Annotated in this window: 19 protein-coding genes; 13 read left to right on the forward strand and 6 right to left on the reverse strand. The window is 61.1% G+C overall.

What is annotated here, in order from left to right; genetic code table 11:
* Positions 1 to 5: 5 nt before the first annotated feature.
* A complete protein-coding gene (greA, locus tag AC1D2R_RS00910; RefSeq protein WP_477963853.1) occupies positions 6 to 488 on the reverse strand; it encodes a transcription elongation factor GreA in 483 nt (160 codons plus the stop codon).
* 457 nt (positions 489 to 945) lie between these two features.
* On the opposite strand from greA, the gene AC1D2R_RS00915 reads away from it, so the two are divergent.
* Positions 946 to 1,659: an IS110 family transposase gene (locus tag AC1D2R_RS00915; protein ID WP_477963855.1), complete on the forward strand. Its 714-nt coding sequence runs from the start codon at positions 946 to 948 to the stop codon at positions 1,657 to 1,659.
* Between the two features lie 126 nt (positions 1,660 to 1,785).
* Here AC1D2R_RS00915 and AC1D2R_RS00920 read toward each other — a convergent pair whose 3' ends face one another.
* Positions 1,786 to 2,049 carry a hypothetical protein gene (locus AC1D2R_RS00920; RefSeq protein ID WP_477963857.1) on the reverse strand — a complete coding sequence of 88 codons (264 nt, stop codon included), beginning with the start codon at positions 2,047 to 2,049 and terminating at the stop codon, positions 1,786 to 1,788.
* A 197-nt stretch (positions 2,050 to 2,246) separates the two neighbouring features.
* On the opposite strand from AC1D2R_RS00920, the gene rsgA reads away from it, so the two are divergent.
* The 9 genes from rsgA (at position 2,247) to AC1D2R_RS00965 (ending at position 11,593) form a co-directional block, all read left to right on the forward strand.
* A complete protein-coding gene (rsgA, locus tag AC1D2R_RS00925) occupies positions 2,247 to 3,266 on the forward strand; it encodes a ribosome small subunit-dependent GTPase A (protein ID WP_477963859.1) in 1,020 nt (339 codons plus the stop codon).
* A gap of 367 nt (positions 3,267 to 3,633) precedes the next feature.
* Positions 3,634 to 4,479 (forward strand): phosphonate ABC transporter ATP-binding protein, encoded by an 846-nt coding sequence (gene phnC, locus AC1D2R_RS00930; RefSeq protein WP_477963861.1) that lies wholly within the window; start codon positions 3,634 to 3,636, stop codon positions 4,477 to 4,479.
* A 92-nt stretch (positions 4,480 to 4,571) separates the two neighbouring features.
* Positions 4,572 to 5,477 carry a phosphonate ABC transporter substrate-binding protein gene (gene phnD / locus AC1D2R_RS00935; RefSeq protein ID WP_477963863.1) on the forward strand — a complete coding sequence of 302 codons (906 nt, stop codon included), beginning with the start codon at positions 4,572 to 4,574 and terminating at the stop codon, positions 5,475 to 5,477.
* A gap of 70 nt (positions 5,478 to 5,547) precedes the next feature.
* On the forward strand, positions 5,548 to 6,519 hold the full coding sequence (phnE, locus tag AC1D2R_RS00940) for a phosphonate ABC transporter, permease protein PhnE (protein ID WP_477963865.1): 972 nt from the start codon (positions 5,548 to 5,550) through the stop codon (positions 6,517 to 6,519).
* An 8-nt stretch (positions 6,520 to 6,527) separates the two neighbouring features.
* A complete protein-coding gene (gene phnE, locus AC1D2R_RS00945) occupies positions 6,528 to 7,868 on the forward strand; it encodes a phosphonate ABC transporter, permease protein PhnE (RefSeq protein ID WP_477963867.1) in 1,341 nt (446 codons plus the stop codon).
* Positions 7,869 to 8,000: 132 nt separating this feature from the next.
* Entirely contained in the window at positions 8,001 to 8,696 is a 696-nt protein-coding gene (locus AC1D2R_RS00950; protein ID WP_477963869.1) for a DUF1045 domain-containing protein, read from the forward strand.
* Positions 8,697 to 8,709: 13 nt separating this feature from the next.
* Positions 8,710 to 9,849, forward strand: coding sequence for an alpha-D-ribose 1-methylphosphonate 5-triphosphate diphosphatase (locus AC1D2R_RS00955; RefSeq protein ID WP_477963871.1), 1,140 nt, complete (start codon positions 8,710 to 8,712; stop codon positions 9,847 to 9,849).
* The gene (phnN, locus tag AC1D2R_RS00960) at positions 9,846 to 10,445 is read left to right on the forward strand and encodes a phosphonate metabolism protein/1,5-bisphosphokinase (PRPP-forming) PhnN (RefSeq protein ID WP_477963873.1); all 600 of its coding nucleotides are present in this window, start codon (positions 9,846 to 9,848) and stop codon (positions 10,443 to 10,445) included. The genes AC1D2R_RS00955 and phnN overlap by 4 nt, the downstream gene beginning before the upstream one ends.
* Before the next feature lie 656 nt (positions 10,446 to 11,101).
* Entirely contained in the window at positions 11,102 to 11,593 is a 492-nt protein-coding gene (locus tag AC1D2R_RS00965; RefSeq protein WP_477963875.1) for a hypothetical protein, read from the forward strand.
* Positions 11,594 to 11,869: 276 nt separating this feature from the next.
* On the opposite strand, the gene AC1D2R_RS00970 is transcribed toward AC1D2R_RS00965, so the two are convergent.
* Entirely contained in the window at positions 11,870 to 14,263 is a 2,394-nt protein-coding gene (locus tag AC1D2R_RS00970) for a DNA translocase FtsK (protein ID WP_477963877.1), read from the reverse strand.
* A 172-nt stretch (positions 14,264 to 14,435) separates the two neighbouring features.
* Positions 14,436 to 17,438, reverse strand: coding sequence for a DNA polymerase I (polA, locus tag AC1D2R_RS00975; RefSeq protein ID WP_477963879.1), 3,003 nt, complete (start codon positions 17,436 to 17,438; stop codon positions 14,436 to 14,438).
* A gap of 417 nt (positions 17,439 to 17,855) precedes the next feature.
* On the opposite strand from polA, the gene AC1D2R_RS00980 reads away from it, so the two are divergent.
* From AC1D2R_RS00980 to AC1D2R_RS00990, 3 genes are all read left to right on the forward strand, one after another.
* Positions 17,856 to 18,272 (forward strand): MarR family winged helix-turn-helix transcriptional regulator, encoded by a 417-nt coding sequence (locus tag AC1D2R_RS00980; protein ID WP_477963881.1) that lies wholly within the window; start codon positions 17,856 to 17,858, stop codon positions 18,270 to 18,272.
* A gap of 188 nt (positions 18,273 to 18,460) precedes the next feature.
* Positions 18,461 to 19,849 carry a M20/M25/M40 family metallo-hydrolase gene (locus AC1D2R_RS00985; protein WP_477963883.1) on the forward strand — a complete coding sequence of 463 codons (1,389 nt, stop codon included), beginning with the start codon at positions 18,461 to 18,463 and terminating at the stop codon, positions 19,847 to 19,849.
* A 453-nt stretch (positions 19,850 to 20,302) separates the two neighbouring features.
* The gene (locus tag AC1D2R_RS00990) at positions 20,303 to 21,100 is read left to right on the forward strand and encodes an SH3 domain-containing protein (RefSeq protein WP_477963885.1); all 798 of its coding nucleotides are present in this window, start codon (positions 20,303 to 20,305) and stop codon (positions 21,098 to 21,100) included.
* Positions 21,101 to 21,295: 195 nt separating this feature from the next.
* Here AC1D2R_RS00990 and AC1D2R_RS00995 read toward each other — a convergent pair whose 3' ends face one another.
* Together AC1D2R_RS00995 and AC1D2R_RS01000 are read right to left on the reverse strand one after the other, a co-directional pair.
* Positions 21,296 to 21,478 (reverse strand): hypothetical protein, encoded by a 183-nt coding sequence (locus AC1D2R_RS00995; protein ID WP_477963887.1) that lies wholly within the window; start codon positions 21,476 to 21,478, stop codon positions 21,296 to 21,298.
* A gap of 186 nt (positions 21,479 to 21,664) precedes the next feature.
* Entirely contained in the window at positions 21,665 to 21,991 is a 327-nt protein-coding gene (locus AC1D2R_RS01000) for a GCG_CRPN prefix-to-repeats domain-containing protein (protein ID WP_477963889.1), read from the reverse strand.
* Positions 21,992 to 22,129: the final 138 nt, after the last annotated feature.

A 22,129-nucleotide genomic window follows, 5' to 3' on the forward strand; every position in this document is an offset into this window, starting at 1 on the left:
GCGCCCTACGAGATGGCAATGATCTCGAGCTCATGACCGCCCATTTCGACGGCATCCCCGAGGGCTTTGCCAATCAGTAGCCTTGCCACCGGCGATACGAAGGAAATCGAGCCGGCTTTGGGATCGGCTTCGTCCTCCCCCACGATACGATAGGTCTGCACGCGCCCATCGTCACGGCTGAAGGTCACCGTGCTCCCAAAGGCAACTGTGTCGATTGACGTGGGATCCGGGACAAGCTGCGCCGTACGAACCCTTGCCGCAAAGTAGCGAGTATCGCGCAGGGGGGTAGCCGCCCGCCGCCGCCGTTCATTCACGTCCTCGATGGCGCTTGTGGCACCGTAGGCATCGCGAGCGTGTCGGAGCTGCAACTCAAGGGTCTTCAATCCCGATTCCGTAACAAGATTCGGATGAGGCGAAATCGCGCGGTCGGGCATCAGTGTTTCCGAAGCCGTTTCGGAACTCTCTTCCTTGGTGAAGGCAACGCTCAATCTCGAACTCCGTTTCTGAGGCGCATGGGTGCAGACGGTTGTCACGGCCACATCATACGTCAAGACGAGACGAACCGCCAATCTTGCGATCGGATCGACAGCCGCCATGTTCTGGCTCTGACAAGCGACCCTAGAGCAATTCCAGCAAACCTGCGTAGCGGTTTTGTGTCCGGAATTGCGTGAAGACAAAGGATAGAGCGTTTTCGCGGTTCGAAGAAATGCGGAAATGCTTGTCTTATGACTTTTGCTGCCGAACAGGCGAAGAATGAACCGCTGCGAGAGGGTTGCCGCCCTCCCTCAGCGGCGAGGGTCGGATCGTTGAAAAGCAGACCGCTTGACGGGTCGAGCTAGAGTCGGATCGCCCTCGTCTTTCTCTTTGGTCCTGACGGATACCCGGAGTTCGGCTTCGGATGACAAGCAGAGGACAAGCGAAAGATGACGAAGGATACCATTCCGGATGAGCGACGGCGCGATCCGTCGCTTCACCAACGACACTGTCGGCCACAGAGCTTTCATGGGTTGGCTCGGTCAAATCGAGACCGCCCATGACGTGCGTGTCGTCTACGAACCGACAGGCCCCTATCACCGGGCCTTCGAGCGCCGGCTGGACGTGGCGGGCGCAGCACTCGTCAAGGTCAATCCGCGCCAGGCACGGCGCTTTGCGGAAGCCACGGGCAAACTGGCCAAGACCGACCGGATGGACGCCGCGATGCTGGCGCGCATGGGAGCCCTCCTCGAACTCGAAGCACGGCCGGTACGAAGCCTTCTCAACGATCTCAAGGATTTGCACATGGCCCGCGAAGCGCTGGTCAAGAACCGGACTGCGGCCAGAAACAGGGTAAAGAACCTGACCTTGGCCGTGCTCAAGCGACACAACACCGAGCAGCTCAGGCAGATCGAGCGTCAGATGATCGCGATCGAAAAGGCGATCATGCTGCTCATCAAGCACAATCCCGATCTCGCAGGACGCTTCGACATCCTTGTCTCGATCCCGGTCGTGTCTGCAGTCACCGCCTTCGCGCTCCTGATCGACATGCCGGAACTCGGCACGCTCGATCAAGGGCAGGCAGCCTCGCTCGCGGCCGGGCCAATGTCCGGCAGGCCCTATACATGCCCGCACTCGTCGCCATGCAATTCAATCCCGATCTCAAGGCAAAATACGACCAGCTAAAAGCCGCCGGAAAGCCACCCAAGTTGCCATCACAGCAATCATGCGAAAACTTATTGTCCTGGCAAATACGCTGCTCAGGCAGGGCAGAAAATGGGTGCCATCCCTTACTTGACCAACACGGATACTCTAGTCTGCCACAGACTCGTCCAGAATATTCTGCGCCAGTTCGCTGATCGCGACCTCTGCTTCCTCAAGTGTCCAGCCAACTGCTTCGGCGCGTTTTGCGAGAGCGGAGATGACAGGCGAGAGCTTGCCGCCTGCAGCATCGACGATCTGGCTGGAAGGCACGCTGCGCGCGATTTCGCTAAAGGCGCCTTCAAGCGCTTCCTGGCAACCGATATCACGGTCTTTGTATGGAGCGTCGCTCAGAGGTCGGTTCAAGATTTGCATGTTGGCGTTCCGGCATGGTGATTGAGATGTGTCACAATCCCAATATCTTAAATTCCAAGGTTCCGCTAACCCGCAGATGATGTCATTGTCCGCCGCGAACCGGCAAGCAAGCCCTAAATGCTCTGCTGCCGATGTCCCAGGCGATGGCACGACGGAGATGAGACAGTGAACGAAACGCCGCACCCAACGGTGAGACTTTGACCGCAGACGCCGAAACGGCATTTCTTGAATCGCTGGGATGGTCGGCGTTCTTTTCCGATCAGTTGGAACCGGCCGAACTGGGTCTGGTGGCGCGGCGCATTGCCGAGGTTCATCGCAGCCGTCTCAGTGTCGCCTCGTTGAGCGGTCTGGTCAGGCTCGGCATTTCGCATCAGGTCAATACCGGCGACTTTGCCGTCGGTGACTGGGTACTGGCTGACCCGCACGATCATTCGCTCGTTCGGCGGCTGGAGCGCAGGACATTGCTGCAGCGTCGAACCGAGGGCAGACATGACCGGCAGCTCGGCGCCGCCAATGTCGATACCCTGTTGATTGTCACCTCCTGCAACGCCGATTTCAATGTTGCCCGCCTGGAGCGCTACATCGCGCTCGCCAATCAGGCCGAGACGACCCCGGTGATCGTGCTCACCAAGGCGGACACGGTGCCCGATGCGGAGACCTACGAAGAGCAGGCAAAGGCGTTGCAGCGCGATCTTCCGGTGATCGTGCTGAACGCCAAGACGCAGGATGCGGTAGCCGCTCTCGCCCCCTGGTGCCAGTTCGGGCAGACCATCGCACTGATCGGCTCCTCCGGCGTGGGCAAGTCGACGCTGGTTAACACGCTGGCCGGATTGTCGGGTGAGAGCTCGCAGGAAACCGGCGGAATTCGCGAGCGCGATGCCAAGGGCCGCCACACCACAACGGCGCGCTCCCTCCACGCCATGGCCGGCGGCGGGTGGATCATCGACACCCCCGGAATGCGCACGCTGCATGTGAGCGATGTGGCCGAAGGCATCGACCTTGTGTTCTCCGAGATCACCGAGCTGGCACCGCTCTGCCGCTTTCGCGATTGCACCCATGACCACGAACCCGGTTGCGCCGTCCAGGCTGCCGTCGATGCAGGCACCCTGCCGGCCGAACGCCTGGCCCGCTGGCGGACACTTCTTGCGGAAAATCGCAAGAATACGCCGCAGCTGACCGGACCGCGCGGCAACAAGATCTTTCAGAAGAAGCGCTGACAGGCGAGCGGCCGTAAAGCGCGAGCCGGGAGGACGGGACGAATGCGGCACGGCTGGAGACGGTTAGCGCCAGCGGCCATCGCAAGGCGTCATTTTGCCGAGTTGCCTACCCCGCACCGGCGCCGGCGCGACGCTCGTTCAGTTACTCCGGGCATGCCGTTGAAACAAAACCACGAATTTCACGTACCGTCTGTTGCCCCTGCGTGCCAAGGGCCACGCGGGTTTGATGGCTGGCTAAACGAGCCGTCACATATGCATCCGGCGAAATCCCATTGTGACAGTCGTTACACAAAACTGACATTCGCCATTCACAAAGCCGGACTAATGCACTCCCTCATATCGCGTTTGGAATATGAGGAAGAGCATGATGTTCGAACTGAAGAATGTCACCCGCCGTTTCGGAAAGAAGACAGCTGTTGATGCTGTGACGCTCGACATTCCTCAGGGCCAGATGGTCGGCATCATCGGTCGCTCCGGCGCCGGCAAGTCGACGCTTCTGCGCATGATCAACCGCCTGCAGGAGCCGAGTTCCGGCTCGATCCATTTCGCCGGTTTCGAAGTATCCGGGCTGCGCGGCCAGGCGTTGCGCAACTGGCAGCGCGATTGCGCCATGATCTTCCAGCAGTTCAACCTCGTGCCGCGTCTGGACGTCCTGACAAACGTCATGCTCGGTCGTCTGAACCATCGCTCCACCACGATGAGCCTTCTTGGCATCTTCACTCGCGAAGAGCGCATTCATGCCATCGCGGCGCTGGAGCGCCTGGGCATCGAGCAGACCGCGCTGCAGATGGCCGGGACCCTCTCCGGCGGCCAACAGCAGCGCGTGGCGATCGCCCGCGCCTTGATGCAGAACCCGAAGATGCTGCTCGCCGATGAGCCGATCGCCTCGCTCGATCCGCTGAATGCCAAAATCGTCATGGACGCCCTGCGCGACATCAACGAACGCGAAGGCATCACCGTCATCACCAACCTGCATACGCTCGACACGGCTCGCAACTATTGCGAACGCATCGTCGGCATGGCTGCCGGCCGCGTGGTGTTCGACGGCAAACCGTCCGAACTGACGGCGGATGCAGTCAAGCAGATCTACGGCACCGACAAGGACGGCGCCGGTATCGACGAGACAATGACCTCGACCACGATCAACATTCCCGCGGCCGCCGCCGTGCAAAAATCCGCCGGCCTGCAACCGCTGGCGCTGGCCGGCCTCTGAGGAGGGGCGGCCTCGATCGCAAGCCCGCGTTATGGGCACAGTTCTTCGTAAAACAGAGATCGCCGGGGACACCGGTCAATCAGGAGAGAACCATGTTGAAGAAAGCACTTTTTGCCGCGACGGCGCTGTTTGCGCTGGCGGGCGCATCGCATGCTGCAGACCTCAAGGAATTCCGCATCGGCATCCTCGGTGGCGAAAACGAAAACGACCGCCTGCGCAATTACGCCTGCCTCGCCGATCACCTGAAGCAGGAGTTCGGCTTCGAGAAGGTTTCGCTCTTCCCGGCCGCCGATTATGACGGCGTTATCCAGGGTCTCCTCGGCGGCACGCTCGACTTTGCAGAACTCGGCGCTTCCGGCTACGCAGCGATCGCGATCAAGAACGAGAAGGCTGTAACGCCGATCCTGACGACGGTCCAGAAGGACGGCTCGACCGGCTACTACTCGATCGGTCTGGCTCTCAAGTCGTCCGGGATCAAGAATATTAAGGACGCCAAGGGCAAGAAGCTCGGCTACGCCGACCCGGATTCCACCTCGGGCTACCTCATTCCGCTGACGCAGATTCCGAAGGACACGGGCATGCCGAACGATCAGTATTTCGCGGCCACGCAGTTCAACGGCGGCCACGAGAACAACCTCCTCGCCGCCTATGACGGCAAGGTCGATATTGCTGTCGACGATAGTTCGGGCATCGGCGATTTCAAGGACGGCTACACCTCCGGCACATTCCGCAAGGGCGTCGACAAGGGCACGATCGATCCGAACAAGCTTGTCGAAGTCTGGCGCTCGCCGCTAATCCCGAACGGCCCGCTCGTCGTTCGCAACGAAATCGGTGCCGACTGGCAGGCAAAGCTCTCGGACTTCTTCATGAAGCTTCCGGAGAAGGACGCCAAATGCTTCGCGGCCATCGAGGGAGGTGACTACCACGGCTACACCATTGTCAAGCCGGACTTTTACAACGCCATCATCGACGCTCGCAAGGCTGCGATCGGCGGCTGATCAATCCCGATAGCTGGAGGGCGGCCGACAACGGCCGCCCTTTTTCCTGCGAACAATGCGGACACCGTTCATGACTTTTGCCGATCCCAACGCCCACGCGCCGGCCACGCAGCAGAGCGCCCGTGAAATTGGCAATGCCTGGAGCCGGATGGTGGCCCGCCGCCGTCTCTATACCAGCCTTGGTCTCGTGATCCTGTTTGCCGCCTTCGTCGCGTCGGTCCGCTTTGCCGACGAAAGCAATGCCGGCCACTTCTTCGACCGCCTGCCGCATCTCTTCGACTTCTTGAGCTGGCTCATTCCCAAGGATTGGAACGACGTCTGGCGCGCCTTGTTCGACATCGACACCCCGACGCACCGGACCGGCGAAGAATTCAATTTTGCGCAGGGACGGGTACCCGTCTGGGGCGGCTTCTATATTCCTGAATATTTCGAGCTGATGATAATCACGATCAATGTCGCGCTCGTCTCGACCATCGTCGGCTTCATCTTCGCCGTACCGCTGAGTTTCCTCGTCGCCCGCAACCTTGCACCGTCCAATCCGTTGCGCATTGTCGCCAAGCGCGTCACCGAATTCCTGCGCGCCTTCCCCGAGATCGTCATTGCCGGCCTGTTTTCGGCGATCCTGTCGATCGGCCCGGTCGCCGCCATCATCGCCGTCAGCCTTCACACCATCGGCGCACTCGGCAAACTGTTCTACGAGGTTGTCGAGAACATCGACATGAAGCCCGACGAGGGCATGAAGGCGGTCGGCGCCAGCTGGTCGGAGCGTGTGCGTTTCGCGGCCATGCCGCAGGTCATGCCGAACCTCGTGTCCTATGCGCTGCTGCGTCTCGAGATCAACGTCCGTGCCTCCACCATCATCGGTGCGGTTGGCGGCGGCGGTATTGGCGAGGAGCTGAAACTCTCCATCTCGCGCGGCTTCGGCGCCAAGACGGTGGCGCTGGTGCTCCTGCTCTTCATCACCATCGTTGCCGTCGACCAGTTTTCCGCATGGCTGCGCCGCCGCCTCGTCGGCGAGCACGCCTTCCTTTTGCAGCATTGAGGTTCGCCATGACGGTGATCGACGCCAACCGGATGCACGAGATCGAAGCGCGCTATCCCGAATATTTCAAACGTTCCTTCCGCCAGCGCTTCGGCGGCCTGATGGCGGTGATCGCGACGCTTGTCTATGCGCTTTACGCGACATGGTTCTTCGACCTGCCGAAGCTCCTTGCCGAAGCCCATTGGGAACGCGTCGGCCTCTATCTCGGCCAGTGGGTAAGCTACGATGTGCAGCCGGAATTCCGCATCGACGACAACGGCATCACGGTCAAGTATCCGCGCTTCTCGCCGCTCGGCGACAATCCGCACCCGGATTGGGTCGTCAACAATGCGGATGGCAGCGTCAGCGTTTCGATCAGAGGTGCAGGCCGCACCGTCACCGTTTCCAAGACGGAAACAACGGTCACCGCCCACGGCATCAGTGTGCCGGTAGAGGTGTCGAGCGGTGCACCGAAGGTCATCGGCCCGGTGCCGAGCTGGATGACCGTCTACGACGACAACGTCCTGGCCGACCTGGGCTTTGCCGGCGACGTCAGCATCTCCTTCGATCGCGTCAAGGTGCGAAAGCGCTTCCTCGGCTGGGCGAATTTCGTCTTCGACACCCAGTCGCCTTTCTTCGACAAGCCGGTGGGCGAAGTGATCAGTCTGATCGTCTCCGGCCCGGAACTGAAACCCGGCCAGTCCAACCTGTCGCTTGCCTTCGACAACGTCTGGAACAACAGCGCCTGGCAGCACGGCGACGTCTGGACCAAGCTGTTCCAGACGATCGTCATGGCCTTCCTCGGCACGTTGCTCGGCGCGCTCGTGGCTTTCCCGCTGGCATTCTTTGCCGCCCGCAACGTCACGCGGAACCGGCTGGTCAATCAGGTCCTGAAACGGCTATTCGATTTCCTGCGCTCGGTCGATATGCTGATCTGGGCGCTGTTCCTGACACGCGCCTTCGGTCCCGGCCCGCTCGCCGGCAGCGGCGCGATCTTCCTCACGGAGACGGGAACGCTCGGCAAGCTTTACTCAGAGGGACTGGAGAACGTCGACAACAAGCCGCGCGAGGGCGTCAAGTCGACCGGCGCCTCGACGGTGCTCAACCATCGCTACGGCATTATCCCGCAGATTGTTCCCGTCTTCGTCAGCCAGACGCTCTATCAGTGGGAATCGAACGTCCGCGGCGCGACCATCATCGGCGCGGTCGGCGCCGGCGGCATTGGCCTCAAGCTCTGGGAAGCAATGCGGACAAACGCCAACTGGGAAAACGTCGCCTATATGGTCCTGTTGATCCTGATGGTTGTCTTCCTGTTCGACATGGCGTCGAATGCCCTGCGTCACCGGCTGATGGGAACGAAGGAGCGCTGAAAAAGCTCGGCATCGCCCCCAACCATCATCATTCTGTCACGGAAATCTTTTAGCCGGAAGCCAGCTTGCGGTGGGCGGTCAAATCACTGAAGACTGCCTTCCGCATTCCAAACGATTTCCAGGATATTGGCCTTGCGCTACGCACTCTATTTCACGCCGCCGAAGGACGATCCTTTGAATGGAACGGCCGCGGCCTGGCTCGGTCGCGACGCCTTCACCGGAGAAACTTATCCGGCTCCCGACCATCGCGAACTGCCGGCCGCCGAGCAGTTCGAACTGACCGCCGATCCGCGTCGCTATGCCTTCCATGCGACGATCAAGGCGCCTTTCGCCCTCGCCGCCTCAGTTGCCGAGAAAGACCTGGTTGATGTCGTCGAGGATTTCGCCGCCCGCACGCCGGTCTTCGAAATTCCGCAGCTCGTCTTGGGGCAGCTGGGCCGGTTCTTCGCGCTCGTGCCCGGTTCGCTGCATCCGCCGCTTCAGGATTTCGCAGCCAAGGTGGTAAAGTCCTTCGAACCGTTCCGCGCCACCCTGTCCGATGCCGACATCGCGCGCCGGAACCCGGAGAAGCTGAGCGAAAGCCAAAGAGCCAATTTGTTGCGTTGGGGCTACCCTTATGTGATGGATGACTTCGGCTTCCACATGACGCTGACCGGCCAGGTGCCGGAGGAGCGCGCGGGCGTGATGAAGACCATTCTGGAGGAGCGTTTTTACGCATTCACCAACCGACCGCTGTCGATCTCCGGCCTGGCGGTATTTGTGGAAGAGGCGCGCGGCGCGCCCTTCAAAGTTCATTCCTGGTGGCCGCTTGCCGACGCCAAAAGCTGAAAGACCTGATCCGATGACCAAAGAAACAGTCTTCTCCAACGCCCGCATCGTTCTCGAGGATGAAATTGTGGAAGGATCGGTGCTCGTCCGCGACGGCAAGATCGCCGACATCTCGACCGGCAACACCGCGGTCGGCGAGGATTTAGAAGGCGATTACCTGATCCCGGGTCTGGTTGAGCTGCACACCGACCACCTGGAAGGCCACTATTCGCCGCGCCCTGGCCTTCGCTGGCACAAGACGGCGGCGATCCAAGCCCACGACGCGCAGATCGTCACCTCCGGAATTACCACCGTCTTCGACTGCCTGCGTATGGGCGCCGACGAGGACGGAGGCTTCGAGCATGGAGAGATGCGCGAGATGGCCGATGCGATCCAGAAGGCCGAGCAGGAAGGCCGCCTGCGCGCCGAGCACCTGATCCACCTGCGCTGCGAAGTCTCCGCCGACAACGTTCTGGAGCATTTCGCCGATTTCGAAAACGATCCCTATGTCCGTCTCGTCTCGCTGATGGACCATGCGCCAGGCCAGCGCCAGTTCCAGACCATGGACCAGTACATCTTCTACTACCAGAAGAAGCGCGGCCTCTCCGACGAGGTCTTCGCCCGTTTCATCGAAAAGCGTTTGGGCGAATCCGAACGCAATTCCACCCCGCACCGGACCGCCATCGCCAAGGTCTGCGCCGAACGTGGCATCACCGTCGCAAGCCACGACGACGCAACGATGGCGCATGTCGACGAGGCGATCGAGAATGGTGTGCGCCTGGCGGAGTTCCCGACCAGCTTCGATGCCGCCAAGGCATCGCACGAGCATGGCATGAGCGTTCTGATGGGCGCGCCGAACATCGTGCGCGGCAAGTCGCATTCCGGCAACATCGCTGCCCGCGATCTTGCCGAGCGCGGCGTGCTGGATGTGCTGTCGTCCGACTATGTGCCGCTCAGCCTGCTCTATGCGCCTTTCATCCTCTCGGACGACGTCGAGAGCATCTCGCTGCCGAAGGCAATCGCCATGGTCACCTCGACGCCGGCCCGCACCGTCAGCCTCGACGACCGCGGACGCATTGCGACGGGCCTGCGCGCCGATCTGGTTCGCGTCTACCGCGATCACGGCGTCCCGGTTACCCGCTCCGTCTGGCGCGAAGGGCGCCGCGTCGCATGATCCCTTCGCACGAACCTCATGTCGTTCCAGGCACCGAACGGGGCATCATGGTCGTCGTTGTCGGCCCGAGCGGCGCTGGCAAGGACACACTGATGGCGCTTGCCGCCCGGCATTTCCATGGCCGGCCTGACGTACACTTCGTCCGCCGCGTCATCACCCGTGATGGCGATGCCGGCGGCGAGCATCATCTCGCCGTCTCGAACCAGGGCTTCGCATCCATGGAACAGGCTGGAAGCTTCTCCGTCTGGTGGGAAGCGCATGGTTTGAAATACGGCATTCCGGCCGAGGTTTCGGTCTCGCTCGCCCACGGCAACCTGGTCGTCGCCAACGGCTCCCGGTCTGCGCTGCACAGGTTCCAGGCGGTGTTTCCGCGCCTCAAGGTCGTCAACGTCACGGCGCGTGCCGAGGTGCTTGCGACACGTCTCGAGGCCCGAGGTCGCGAAACCCACGAGGACATCATGGCACGCCTCGCCCGCGGCCCGCTCACCGTCCGCGGCGACTACGACGTCGTCGACCTCGACAACAGCGATTCTTTGGAAGAGGGCGAGCGCCGCATGCTCGAGGTGCTGACGGGTTTCCTGGCCGAAGTCGGCTAAGGTAAGTGGGCTTCCTGTCGCCGGCGGCCTATCCTGTTTCGTGCGCAATCTTATTGCGCGCGAAGAAATTTTAGCAATATTTTCAACGTGTTGTTTAAATGATCCTTCCCCATTCATCCCCGCAGCCGACCTTGCGTCTCTGCTGGCGTCATTGGACAGGGAACGGGGATGGCGAACCGACTGACAAAACGGGACGAAAGTCCGGCGTCCGCTGATGGTTGCGCGAAGGTGGATCGAAGGCCGTCCGGTCGACGCCGGAAGGGAAAGGCCGAGAGACGCTCCTGTCAGCCGGGAAGCTCCGGAAGCTCTTGATGCGATCGGGCAGGCGGTACAACCTGACATTCCAAATCCACCAACATCACCGCCCTGCCACAGCCGGTGCATACCGTCGCGGAGATTTCTCCGGCGCGGGCGCCTTGGTGTTGTCGGGGCCGACGGTCTCGTGAGGCAGCGGTCAACTCCACGCAGAAGGGAGTGGTGGCTCGATAGAGCCTCCCAGGAGGGACTTGCATTTCTTTCACTATAAAGCCGTAGTTGCGTGTTTTCTCTCTTGCCAGCGGGCGCATGTTGAAGCAGTTTGCTGATAGAAGGCCGTGCATCTTGAGATATCGTCCGCGCTTAGCATGTATTTCCCTGAAAATCGGAAGGAGATAGCTATGAGAAGTGAGATTATAGTCGGAGTGGCACTACTTTGTTCCGCGCTTGTTGCGCCTGAAGCTATGGCCCAGGCGAAATATGGTTCCGAGGCTGGCTGGGATATTCTGATCAAGGATGACATGGGTCCCGGATGTCTGATCACCAAAGCAAATGCAGATGGCACACAGATTCAGATGGGCATCGATGCAACGGGCAAGCTGCGCGGCTACATGGCGCTCTATACAAAGGCTGACGCCAACGTCGCCGCGGGCGAGAAACTTCCGGTTCTGTTTGATGTCGACGGCGAGCAGTTCAAAGGTGAAGCCAAGGGCCAGGTGATGGACGGCTATCGGGGAGCGTTCGTGTGGGTCAACAACGCTGACTTTATCTACGGCCTCGCCAAAAAGAAGGCAGTGACAATCACGCCCCAGGGAGGCACTCCTGTCGTCGTAAAGCTGACTGGCACTGATGCCGCCTTCAAGGCGCTAAGAGCCTGCCAGAACGCACGGTAATGCTGGTCGATTTGCCTTGTGAGCCTTGGGCTGGCAAGACAAACGGGCCACTGGTGGGAGCCGTACACGACAGACCTTGAAAAGTCCTTGACAGGGGTCGTATGCGGGGGCGCGCTTCAATGCGCCGCTGAGCGCAATCAATGTGTCATTTGTCACTTCTCCCCGGGAGGAGAAGTGACAGGTGGTCGTGTTGGGCGCAATGCCCAGCTGACGGACGTTGCTTGAAGGCGAGGCCTTGCCACGAATATCGTCGCACGGATGGCGGGGCCGTCCAGGTCAATCGCCGTCGCTTCGTCCGGACACGATCTCGCGCTTGCCGACATGGTTGGCCGGGCCGACGAGGCCTTCCTTCTCCATCCGCTCGACAAGTGAGGCAGCGCGGTTGTAGCCGATGCCGAGCCGGCGTTGGATGTAGGAGGTCGAGCACTTTTTGTCGCGCAGGACCACCTTGACCGCCTTGTCGTAAAGCTCGTTGCCGTCTTCCGATGCCATGTCGCCCTTGTCGAAGACTGCGCTGTCCTCCTCCTCGGTGTCGTCCTCTTCGTCAGCCGTGACCGTATCGAGATATTCCGGGCGCCCCTGCGTCTTCAGATGCGCGACCACCTTCTCGACTTCCGCGTCCGAAACGAACGGGCCGTGGACGCGGGAGATACGCCCGCCGCCCTGCATGTGCAGCATGTCGCCCTGGCCGAGCAGCTGCTCTGCGCCCTGCTCGCCAAGGATGGTGCGGCTGTCGATCTTTGAGGTAACCTGGAAGGAGATGCGGGTGGGGAAGTTTGCCTTGATCGTGCCGGTGATGACATCGACCGAAGGGCGCTGCGTCGCCATGATCAGGTGGATGCCGGCGGCGCGCGCCATCTGCGCCAGCCGCTGGATCGCGCCTTCGATCTCCTTGCCGGCGACCATCATCAGGTCGGCCATCTCATCGACGATGACGACGATGTAAGGCATCGGCGTCAGATCGAGCTCTTGCTGTTCTTCGACCGGTGCGCCGGTGCTTCTGTCGAAGCCGGTCTGCACCATGATGTGGATGGTCTCGCTCTTTTCGCGGGCCTGCGCCACGCGGCCGTTATAGCCGTCGATGTTGCGCACGCCGAGGCGCGACATCTTGCGATATCGCTCTTCCATCTCGCGCACCGCCCACTTCAGCGCCATCACGGCCTTTTTCGGGTCGGTGACGACAGGGGTCAAGAGGTGCGGAATGCCGTCGTAGACCGAGAGTTCCAGCATTTTCGGATCGACCATGATCAGGCGGCACTGTTCCGGCGACATACGGTAGAGCAGAGACAGGATCATTGTGTTGATGGCGACCGACTTGCCGGATCCGGTAGTGCCGGCGACCAGCAGATGCGGCATCTTCGCGAGTTCGGCGATGACAGGTTCGCCGCCGATCGTCTTGCCGAGGCCGAGCGCCAGCTTGAAGCCGCTCTTCTCGAAATCCTGGCTCTCGATCATCTCGCGAAAATAGACGGTCTCGCGCAAGACGTTCGGCAATTCGATGCCGATGACATTGCGGCCGGGAACGACCGCGACGCGGGCCGAAAGCGCTGACATCGAGCGAGCGATGTCGTCGGCAAGGCCGATGACCCGCGAGGACTTCACGCCAGGTGCAGGTTCGAATTCATAGAGGGTGACGACAGGGCCGGGTCGGACATGGATAATCTCGCCCTTGATGCCGAAATCCTCGAGCACGCTTTCCAGAAGCCCGGCATTCTGTTCCAGCGCCTCCTGCGACATGATCTCGCCGATCCGTTCCGGGGGCTCCTGCAGCAGAGAGTTGGAAGGGAATTCGTAGCCCGATGCATCGACCTTGGAAGGCACTATCCTCTGCGTGGTCATCCGTGGGGACGGCGCCAGTGGGGCAATAGGAGGCTGGGCGCGAACGGGCATCGGCGCGATCGGCTGGGCCTTCGGCTCTGCGGCAACGGGTCGGGGTGCTTGCACCGCGGACAGTGTCTGCCGGCCCGGTTTGCGGACGGAAGAAACCCCGATGGCTGCAGGTGCTGCCGCTACGGCAACGGTGACGGGCAGAGAGGCCACAACAGGTGGGGCGACAACCGGCTGCTTGCCCGGGCGCCATTCCATGATGCGGAAGCGGCTGACGATCGACTCCGGGCTCACTTCGGCGTTGGGCAGGACGGCCTGCGGCCGCTGGATCGGCCCGGCTTCCTCTGTTTCCTCGAAGGACATCACTTCCCAGAAGGCGAAATCCGAGATCGATGCCAGCTGCGACGAGGCGCGGAAATGTGTTTCCGCGGCCTCTTCAGGCGCTGCAATGGCAACGGCCGCCGGCTGCACTGCAACAGGCTCGGGCTGGTAGACGTCGAATGGTACGTTAACGACGACGGGCGTCCGCGGCTGCATCAATGCCTGCCGTGACGCATTGGCTTGCGGTGACGTCGCCACTTGCTGCGGTGCCACATTGACCGCCTGCGACTCCACCACCTGCTCGGGCTGCATCACCCGCTGCTGAGTCGGTTCGTTCTGCACCTTGCGTGGGTTGATCTGGCTCTCTGGCGTCCGCGTGAAGCGAACGTTGGGCGCCAGCGAAAAATTGTTCTGCCAGATCGGTGGGATTGGCTTTTCGCCTGCATGGTCCTGCAGCTGTTCACCGTCGACCTCGGTGGAAAGATCCCCGGCATCCGTCAGATTGGTTCTAGGAAAGCGCATACGACAGCTACTCACTCATGATTAGCAACTAATACCCGCTTCCGGCTTAGGAAATGAAGGTTAATAAGTTCCTTCCATGCGTGCCGTCGCGGCATGAGGAGAAAGCCAAAACGCTAGCCTGTTCAATGGCTTGAATGATATGGAAAATTTTAGTGAATTTTAGACGAAGGGCTCAGTGCGCTTCGTCCCAGTTCATCGCCGAACGGGCGTCCACCTTCAGCGGCACACGCATTTCCAGCGACGGCATCGTGGCGTTTTCCATGACGGAAACGATGATCGGCATAGCCTGATCGACGTCGCCGTCCTCGACCTCGAAGATCAATTCGTCGTGCACCTGCAACAGCATGCGAACGCGGTCGCCGAGACCGGCTTCTGCAAGCGCTGGCTCCATCTTGATCATCGCCCGACGGATGACGTCGGCCGCCGAGCCCTGGATCGGTGCGTTGATGGCGGCGCGTTCGTTGAAGGCGCGCACCGACGGGTTGGAGGAGCGGATCTCCGGGTAGTTGATTCGCCGTCCGAAGATGGTCTCGACATACCCCTTGTCGCGCGCCATCTGCTTGCGGCTGTCCATGTAGTCGCGAATGCCGGGGAAGCGCTCGAAATACCTCTTGATGTAGTCGCCCGCCTCTGAGCGCTCGATCGACAGCTGGTTGGCGAGGCCAAAGGCGGAAATGCCGTAGATGATGCCGAAATTGATCGCCTTGGCGCGGCGGCGCACATCCGACGGCATGCCCTCGACGGGAACGCCGAACATTTCGGACGCCGTCATCGCATGGATATCGATGCCCTCGGCGAATGCCTGCGTCAGCTGCGGGATCTCCGCGACATGGGCAAGCACGCGCAGCTCGATCTGGCTATAGTCGGCCGAGATCAGCTTGTGGCCGGGCGTGGAGATGAAAGCCGTACGGATCTTGCGGCCCTCTGCCGTGCGCACCGGGATGTTCTGCAGGTTCGGCTCGGACGACGAGAGACGCCCGGTCGTGGTCGATGCCAGCGAGTAGGAGGTGTGCACCCGCTTCGTCTGCGGGTGAACGTAGCCCGGCAGCGCGTCGGTATAGGTCGATTTCAGCTTCGTCAGCTGGCGCCAGTCGACGATCTTGCGCGGCAGCTCGTAGCCGGCTGCGGCAAGGTCTTCCAGCACGCTTGCCGAGGTGGACCACTGGCCGGTCTTCGTCTTGCTGCCGCCGGTCAGTCCCATCTTGCCGAAAAGGATGTCGCCCAGCTGCTTCGGCGAGCCGATCGTGAAGCGCTCGCCGGCCAGCTTGTAGATCTCGTCTTCCAGCGCTGCCGCACCCTGCGCCAATTCTCCGGAAAGCCGTGAGAGGATCTGGCGGTCGACCGTGATGCCGCGCGCCTCCATGTGCGCCAGAACGGGCAACAGCGGCCGTTCCAGCCGTTCGTAGATCGTGGTCAGCTTCTCGGCGGCCAGCCGCGGCTTCAGCACCATCCAAAGGCGCAGGGTAATCTCCGCGTCCTCGGCCGCATAATGCGTCGCGCGGTCGATATCGACCAGATCGAAGGTGATGTTGGACTTGCCGCTGCCGGCGACATCCTTGTACGCGATCGGCTTGTGGCCGAGGAATTTCTCCGACAGCGGATCCATCCCGTGTGTGCCCGTGCCGGCGTCGAGTACGTAGGAGATCAGCATGGTGTCGTCGAAGTTCTTCGTTTCGACGCCGAAGCGCTTCATCAGAAGGTAGTCGTATTTCAGATTCTGCGCGATCTTCAGGACGGCCTCGTCCTCCAGCAGCGCCTTCAGTCGCGGCAGGGCGTCGCGCATCGGGATCTGGTTTTCGGCCATGCCGCCGCCCAGCAGGTCGCCGACGCCGGTCTTGTGGGCTAGCGGAACGTAGGCCGCGCGGATGTTCGTGCCGGTCGGGTTCTGGCCGTTGTCGGCAATGGCAAACGAGACGCCGACAAGTTCCGCCTGCATAGCGTCGAGCGAGGTGGTCTCCGTGTCGAATGCGACGATCCCGGTGTCGCGGGCGGCCGCGATCCATGCATCGAGGGTTGCGACATCGCGAACGGTCACATAGCGCGAGTGGTCGAAGGGCAGGGTGGCGAACGCCTCGGCGCGCGCCTTGGCAAGGTTGCCGGGCAGGAAGGTTCCTTCGGCACCGTTGCTCTTGCCGTTCGCCTTTGCAGGCACCGGCACGGACGCTCCTTCGATATCGGGAATGCCGCCGGCCACGGGCTCGGGCTCTGCCGCATCGAGATCGGGACCGCGGGCGTTTGCGCCCCATTCGACCGGAACATCGACCGCGTCGATGGCACCCGCGTCGCATTCGCAGGCTTCGGCAACACGACGCGTCAGAGAGGTGAATTGCATCGCCTTCAGGAAGCCAATCAGCTTCGGGCCGTTCTGCGGCTCGAGGACGAGATTCTCGACGGCGAGCTCGATCGGCACGTCGGTGCGCAGGCGCACGAGTTCGCGTGAAAGGCGCGCCTTGTCGGCATTCTCGATAATCGTCTGGCGGCGTTTCTCCTGCTTGATCTCGGTCGCGCGTTCAAGCAGCGTATCGAGGTCGCCGTATTCGGCAAGCAGCTGTGCCGCGGTCTTGGGACCGATGCCGGGGATGCCCGGCACGTTGTCCACCGAGTCGCCGGTCATTGCCTGCAGGTCGATCATCTTTTCCGGCGGTACGCCCCATTTTTCGATGACGTCGGGAATGCCGATCTGCTTGTCCTTCATGCTGTCGTACATGTGGACGTTTGGACTCACCAGCTGCATCAGGTCCTTGTCGGAGGACACGATCGTCACATCAGCGCCGAGTGCTTCGGCCTGGCGGGCATAGGTGGCGATGATGTCGTCTGCCTCGAAGCCTTCGGTCTCGATGCACGGCAGATTGAAGGCGCGCGTCGCCCGGCGGATCAACCCGAACTGCGGAATGAGCTCTTCCGGCGGCGCTGATCTATTGGCCTTGTAGGCGTCGTACAGATCCTTGCGGAAGGTCTTCGAGGAGTAGTCGAAGATGACAGCGAGATGCGTCGGCGTCACCCCTACCGACGTATCGCGGGCATCGGTCAGCAGCTTCCACAGCATGTTGCAGAAGCCGGATACGGCGCCGACGGGCAACCCGTCGGATTTGCGCGTCAGAGGTGGAAGTGCGTGGAAGGCTCGAAAGATGAAACCGGAGCCGTCGACAAGGAAAAGATGATCGCCTTTTTTCATGGCGCATGGATAGCGCGGCGCCATTGCAAGGTCCAATATAAAGTTCCAGGTGAAAAGATTACGCCTCACCAAACTGTTACTAAAATGTAATAGTCAAATACTAAATCTCCCTTGAAAAGCCACATTCGGGATCACAAATGATAACCACCGACGCTGATCTTTGATCGCGTCGAGGGTCTGATAGCCGGCTCGTCCCCCGCCGCGTTAGACTTGGACAAAGGCCTAATCCCCTCTCCGGGCCTTTGTCCCCATTTTCAAGCCGCCATAGCCAACCTCCAGGCTATGGCGGCTTTGCTTTTCTGCTCTATCTCTAGCTGTATGAATGACGATGAACATTTTTTGATGCATCGCATGCGATTTGTTGCGTTGCTCGCGGCCGCGTTTTGCGCCTAACTCGGAAAAATGGGATCTGATCGAATGGACTCGGGAGCCTATCTTGCCAGCCAACTGGCCAAGGGCTTTGCTCGCTCACTGCAGCAGCGCGCGGCGAGGCTTGGTTTCTCACCCGGACAATTTCCGATTCTCCTCGAACTCTGGGCCGAGGACGGGCTGACGCAGAAGCAGTTGCTGGCGCGCGTCGACATCGAACAGGCAACGATGGCCAATACGCTTGCGCGCATGGAACGTGACGGTCTCATCGATCGTCGTCCCCACCCGTCCGACAAGCGCGCCCAGCTGGTTTTTCTCACCGGCAAAGCGAAGGGCATGCAAGACGATGCGATCGAAGCGGCGCGCGAGGCCGACCTGGCACTTTTCGAGGGCTTCAAGACCTTCGAGCGCGAGTTGACGCTCGAGTACATTCGCCGCCTTCTGGAGAATGCCAAGAAGCTTTAGTGTTGTCTGCATCGCCGTAGATGCAAATGGCCCAGGAGCTTTTCCCATCCCGCGCCGCCGACAAGCTGTCGCGGCACTTCGGCTCCCTCCCGCAAGCCTTTCGCCGATCGCGCCTCAGTCTCGTTTTTGACCTCGAAAGCGATGAGCCTTTGGTCTATCGTCCGGCCGAATTTCGAAAGGAGTCGGAAATGACGGAAATAGCGCCGGTGCTTGCGCGAGCGGACCAGAATTTGACATCGAGCCTCGACAAACTGTTCGAGCTTCTCCGGATCAAGTCGATTTCGACCGATCCCGCCTATAAGGCCGAGTGCCGCAAGGCGGCGGAATGGCTGGTCGCCCATCTCGAGACGTTGGGTTTCGACGCGTCGGTGCGTGATACGCCCGGCCATCCCATGGTGGTCGCGCATCATGCAGGGTCTGCAGCAGACGCGCCGCATGCACTTTTTTACGGACATTACGACGTTCAGCCGGTTGATCCGATCGAGCTGTGGGAAAACGACCCGTTCGAGCCGTCGATCAAGGATGTCGGCAACGGCCGCAAGGTGCTCACCGGCCGCGGGACGGCCGACGACAAGGGCCAGCTGATGACCTTCCTGGAGGCCTGCCGCGCCTACAAGGATGTGAAAGGTGCGCTCCCCTGCCGAATCACCATCCTCTTCGAAGGCGAGGAGGAATCCGGTTCGCCGTCGCTGAAGCCGTTCCTGGAGGCCAATGCGGAAGAACTGAAGGCGGACTACGCGCTGGTTTGCGATACCGGCATGTGGGATCGCGATACGCCTGCGATTGCCGCCGCTCTTCGCGGACTGGTGGGTGAAGAGGTGGTCATCACGGCTGCCGATCGCGACCTGCATTCCGGCCTGTTCGGCGGCGCTGCCGCAAATCCGATCCATATCCTGACGGCGGCGCTCGCCGGCCTGCATGACGAAACCGGCCGCATCACCCTGCAAGGTTTCTACGAAGGGGTCGAAGAAACCCCTTCGAACGTCAAGGCGTCATGGGAAGCGCTCGGCAAGACTGCCGAGACCTTTCTGGGCGAGGTCGGCCTCTCGATCCCCTCGGGCGAGAAGGGACGATCCGTGCTGGAGCTGACCTGGGCGCGCCCGACGGCTGAGGTCAACGGCATCTGGGGCGGCTATACCGGCGAAGGATTCAAGACGGTGATCGCGGCCAAGGCGTCGGCAAAGGTCTCCTTCCGATTGGTGGGGACGCAGGACCCCGATGCGGTTCGCGAGAGCTTCCGCACCTATATCAGGTCGAAGATTCCGGCCGATTGCTCCGTCGAGTTTCATCCGCACGGCGGCTCGCCGGCCATCCATCTCTCCTACGATTCGCCGGTGCTGACAAAAGCCAAGACCGCGCTTTCCGACGAATGGCCGAAGCCCGCGGTCGTGATCGGCATGGGTGGCTCCATCCCGATCGTCGGCGATTTCCAGAAGATGCTTGGCATGGAATCACTGCTCGTCGGCTTCGGCCTCAGCGACGACCGCATCCATTCGCCCAATGAAAAGTACGAGCTCGCGTCCTACCACAAGGGTATCCGCTCCTGGATCCGCGTCCTGGACGCACTGGCCGCTTGAGACAAAAAAGGCGCGCCGGTCTTCACCGGTGCGCCATGAAAACAAAAAGGCCGGGGTAAATCCGGCCTTTCGTCATTCGCTTCGCATCGATGCCAGTACATCCGTGGTCAAGGAGGAAGCGAATACTGCAGCTAGACTGACCCCGAAAGGTTAACGAATCGTTAACGCCCAGTCCGGATCTAGTTGTCGAAATCGGCAAACGCCAAGCGCGCACAGCATTTCGTCAGCTGCAATCTATGGACAGTATGTCGGTACGCCGGGGTCCGCGTTCAAGGCCCGGCGGAAAATTTCTCCATTCAAGCTGGGTTCATCGAATCATCCCTATAAGTCATTGAAAGACAAAGGCGAATGGTGGCCGTCGAAACGATTGACGGCAGGCGCTCATCTTTGTCCTAGCGGGCGGCCCGGACGTTTCGATGCGGCGCCTATGCCGCATCGGCAGGGAGTGAAAGAGTGAATACCAGATTGATGAAAATCGCCGCCGCAGCCGCACTTTTGCTGGCTCCGGCCATTGCCGAATCGGCGGACGGCTTTGCGACAGCCAACGTCAACATGCGGGCCGGGCCGAGCACCCAATATCCGGCCGTCACCGTCATTCCCGCGGGCGAATCGGTTGAGATCCACGGCTGCCTTGCGGATGTGCCATGGTGCGACGTCGAGTTCTACAGCGGACGCGGCTGGGTAGCCGGACGCTACGTGCAGGCTCTTTACCAGGAACGTCGCGTCTATGTCGGGCCGGAATACTATCGTCCGCTGGGGATTCCGACCGTTGTCTTCAGCATCGGCAACTATTGGGACCGCTACTATCGCAACCGCGATTTCTACCGCGAGCGCGATCACTGGCGCCGCAATCCCGTCGCTGACCGCCCGGCCGTCGTGCGGCCTGATCGAGGTGCGGATTTCGATCGCCCCGGGCGTCCGCGCCCTGGCTTCAACCGCGGTCCCGGTCCTCAGCCGGACTTCGGGCGGGGCCCGGATCTCCGGCCGGATAACAACCGAAATCCTGACTGGCGTCCGGATTTCGACGGCCAGCCGGATCGTCGTCCAACCTTCGACCGCGGCCCGGATCGTCGGCCCGACAATCGTCCGCCTCAGTTCAATCGGGATCAGAACCTGCGCGATCAGGATCGTGAAAACGCCCAGCGGCCGCCGCGGCAGGATGACGGCGCCAATCAAGGTCGTCGCGACGACCATCGCAGGCCGCCCGCGTGCCAGCCCGGGGATCCCTCATGCGATCAAAACAGGCAATAGGACAACCGGGGCGGTCGCAAGATCGCCCCTTCTTATTTCGCGCCTCTTCTTTCTCGCGACACAGAAAAGCCCGGCGCTCTGGGGAGACGCCGGGCCTAATTTCGATCGGCTCGTTTGAGGGGAGACGGCCAATCAATGACGAAACTTCGATGCTTCGCTCCACCTACAATTCATTCGCGCGCTGATGGTTCCCGCTCACCAGGCAGAAACAGATTTTTCTCGTCCGGCCATCAGGTCACGCATCTCCGCGACCGGGCCGTACAGCATCTTGAGGCGGCTCTCTTCCATCTTGGTCAGGCGATATCGGCGCGCAAACTCTTGAACGCTCCAGATTTCGCGTGGCCTGAATTCGTCGGTGTTTGCAGAATCAATGGTCATGGGTGCCTACATATTGCGCGTGTTGCGCTAATCTTAGGCGCAAGTCGGCTGGCTATATGTCAGATTTGTGACGGCCGCAACGAATGGCAGCCATGCTAAAATAGCGCGGCTCGATGCGGTCAACGAAAAGGCCCGGACTGCCGGGCCTCGTTGGTGTTTGTGGACGCCTGTGTTCAATGGCGGCGGTCAATAACGGTTATAGCCGTCTCGCATCCATGGGGGAGGGCGGCGACCCCATGATCGGTCGTCGTCCCAGCCGCGGCGTGGCGGCGGGCGGCTACCCCATCCGTAGGAGCGCTCGTAACGCCAGCCATAGCGCGGCGGCGGTGGCTGCCTCCAATTCGGGCGGCAATTGCCCCACGGTGTCAGGTGATAACCGCGCCCGCAGGCATAATCGACGAGCACGGCTTTCTTGGTAGCGCCGCTTTCGATTGGCGCGACCGGCATTGCCTCTGCGATGGAAACGCCAAATCCAGTCATTGCAATCGCCAAGGCGATCGTTGTCATGCGCATCTCTGCACCTCTGTTCTGCAAGTCCCTTGCTTCGCGATTAGAGGGCTCGGCAGGTGAATGGAGGCTGAACCAAACTGGGCATTATTGCGGCGGAAATATGCGCCGTTGGCCATCTAGAGGGGGCCTGAATCTAACAGC

Source organism: Rhizobium sp. P1_C7 (assembly GCF_056406295.1).

Bases quoted from the DNA above. Each gene is read 5' to 3' on its own strand.
- AC1D2R_RS00915 (WP_477963855.1), top strand. From the start codon at position 946: ATGAGCGACGGCGCGATCCGTCGCTTCACCAACGACACTGTCGGCCAC.
- AC1D2R_RS00920 (WP_477963857.1), bottom strand. From the start codon at position 2,049: ATGCAAATCTTGAACCGACCTCTGAGCGACGCTCCATACAAAGACCGT.
- phnC (WP_477963861.1), top strand. From the start codon at position 3,634: ATGTTCGAACTGAAGAATGTCACCCGCCGTTTCGGAAAGAAGACAGCT.
- phnD (WP_477963863.1), top strand. From the start codon at position 4,572: ATGTTGAAGAAAGCACTTTTTGCCGCGACGGCGCTGTTTGCGCTGGCG.
- phnE (WP_477963865.1), top strand. From the start codon at position 5,548: ATGACTTTTGCCGATCCCAACGCCCACGCGCCGGCCACGCAGCAGAGC.
- phnE (WP_477963867.1), top strand. From the start codon at position 6,528: ATGACGGTGATCGACGCCAACCGGATGCACGAGATCGAAGCGCGCTAT.
- AC1D2R_RS00955 (WP_477963871.1), top strand. From the start codon at position 8,710: ATGACCAAAGAAACAGTCTTCTCCAACGCCCGCATCGTTCTCGAGGAT.
- phnN (WP_477963873.1), top strand. From the start codon at position 9,846: ATGATCCCTTCGCACGAACCTCATGTCGTTCCAGGCACCGAACGGGGC.
- AC1D2R_RS00965 (WP_477963875.1), top strand. From the start codon at position 11,102: ATGAGAAGTGAGATTATAGTCGGAGTGGCACTACTTTGTTCCGCGCTT.
- AC1D2R_RS00970 (WP_477963877.1), bottom strand. From the start codon at position 14,263: ATGCGCTTTCCTAGAACCAATCTGACGGATGCCGGGGATCTTTCCACC.
- polA (WP_477963879.1), bottom strand. From the start codon at position 17,438: ATGAAAAAAGGCGATCATCTTTTCCTTGTCGACGGCTCCGGTTTCATC.
- AC1D2R_RS00980 (WP_477963881.1), top strand. From the start codon at position 17,856: ATGGACTCGGGAGCCTATCTTGCCAGCCAACTGGCCAAGGGCTTTGCT.
- AC1D2R_RS00985 (WP_477963883.1), top strand. From the start codon at position 18,461: ATGACGGAAATAGCGCCGGTGCTTGCGCGAGCGGACCAGAATTTGACA.
- AC1D2R_RS00995 (WP_477963887.1), bottom strand. From the start codon at position 21,478: ATGACCATTGATTCTGCAAACACCGACGAATTCAGGCCACGCGAAATC.
- AC1D2R_RS01000 (WP_477963889.1), bottom strand. From the start codon at position 21,991: ATGCGCATGACAACGATCGCCTTGGCGATTGCAATGACTGGATTTGGC.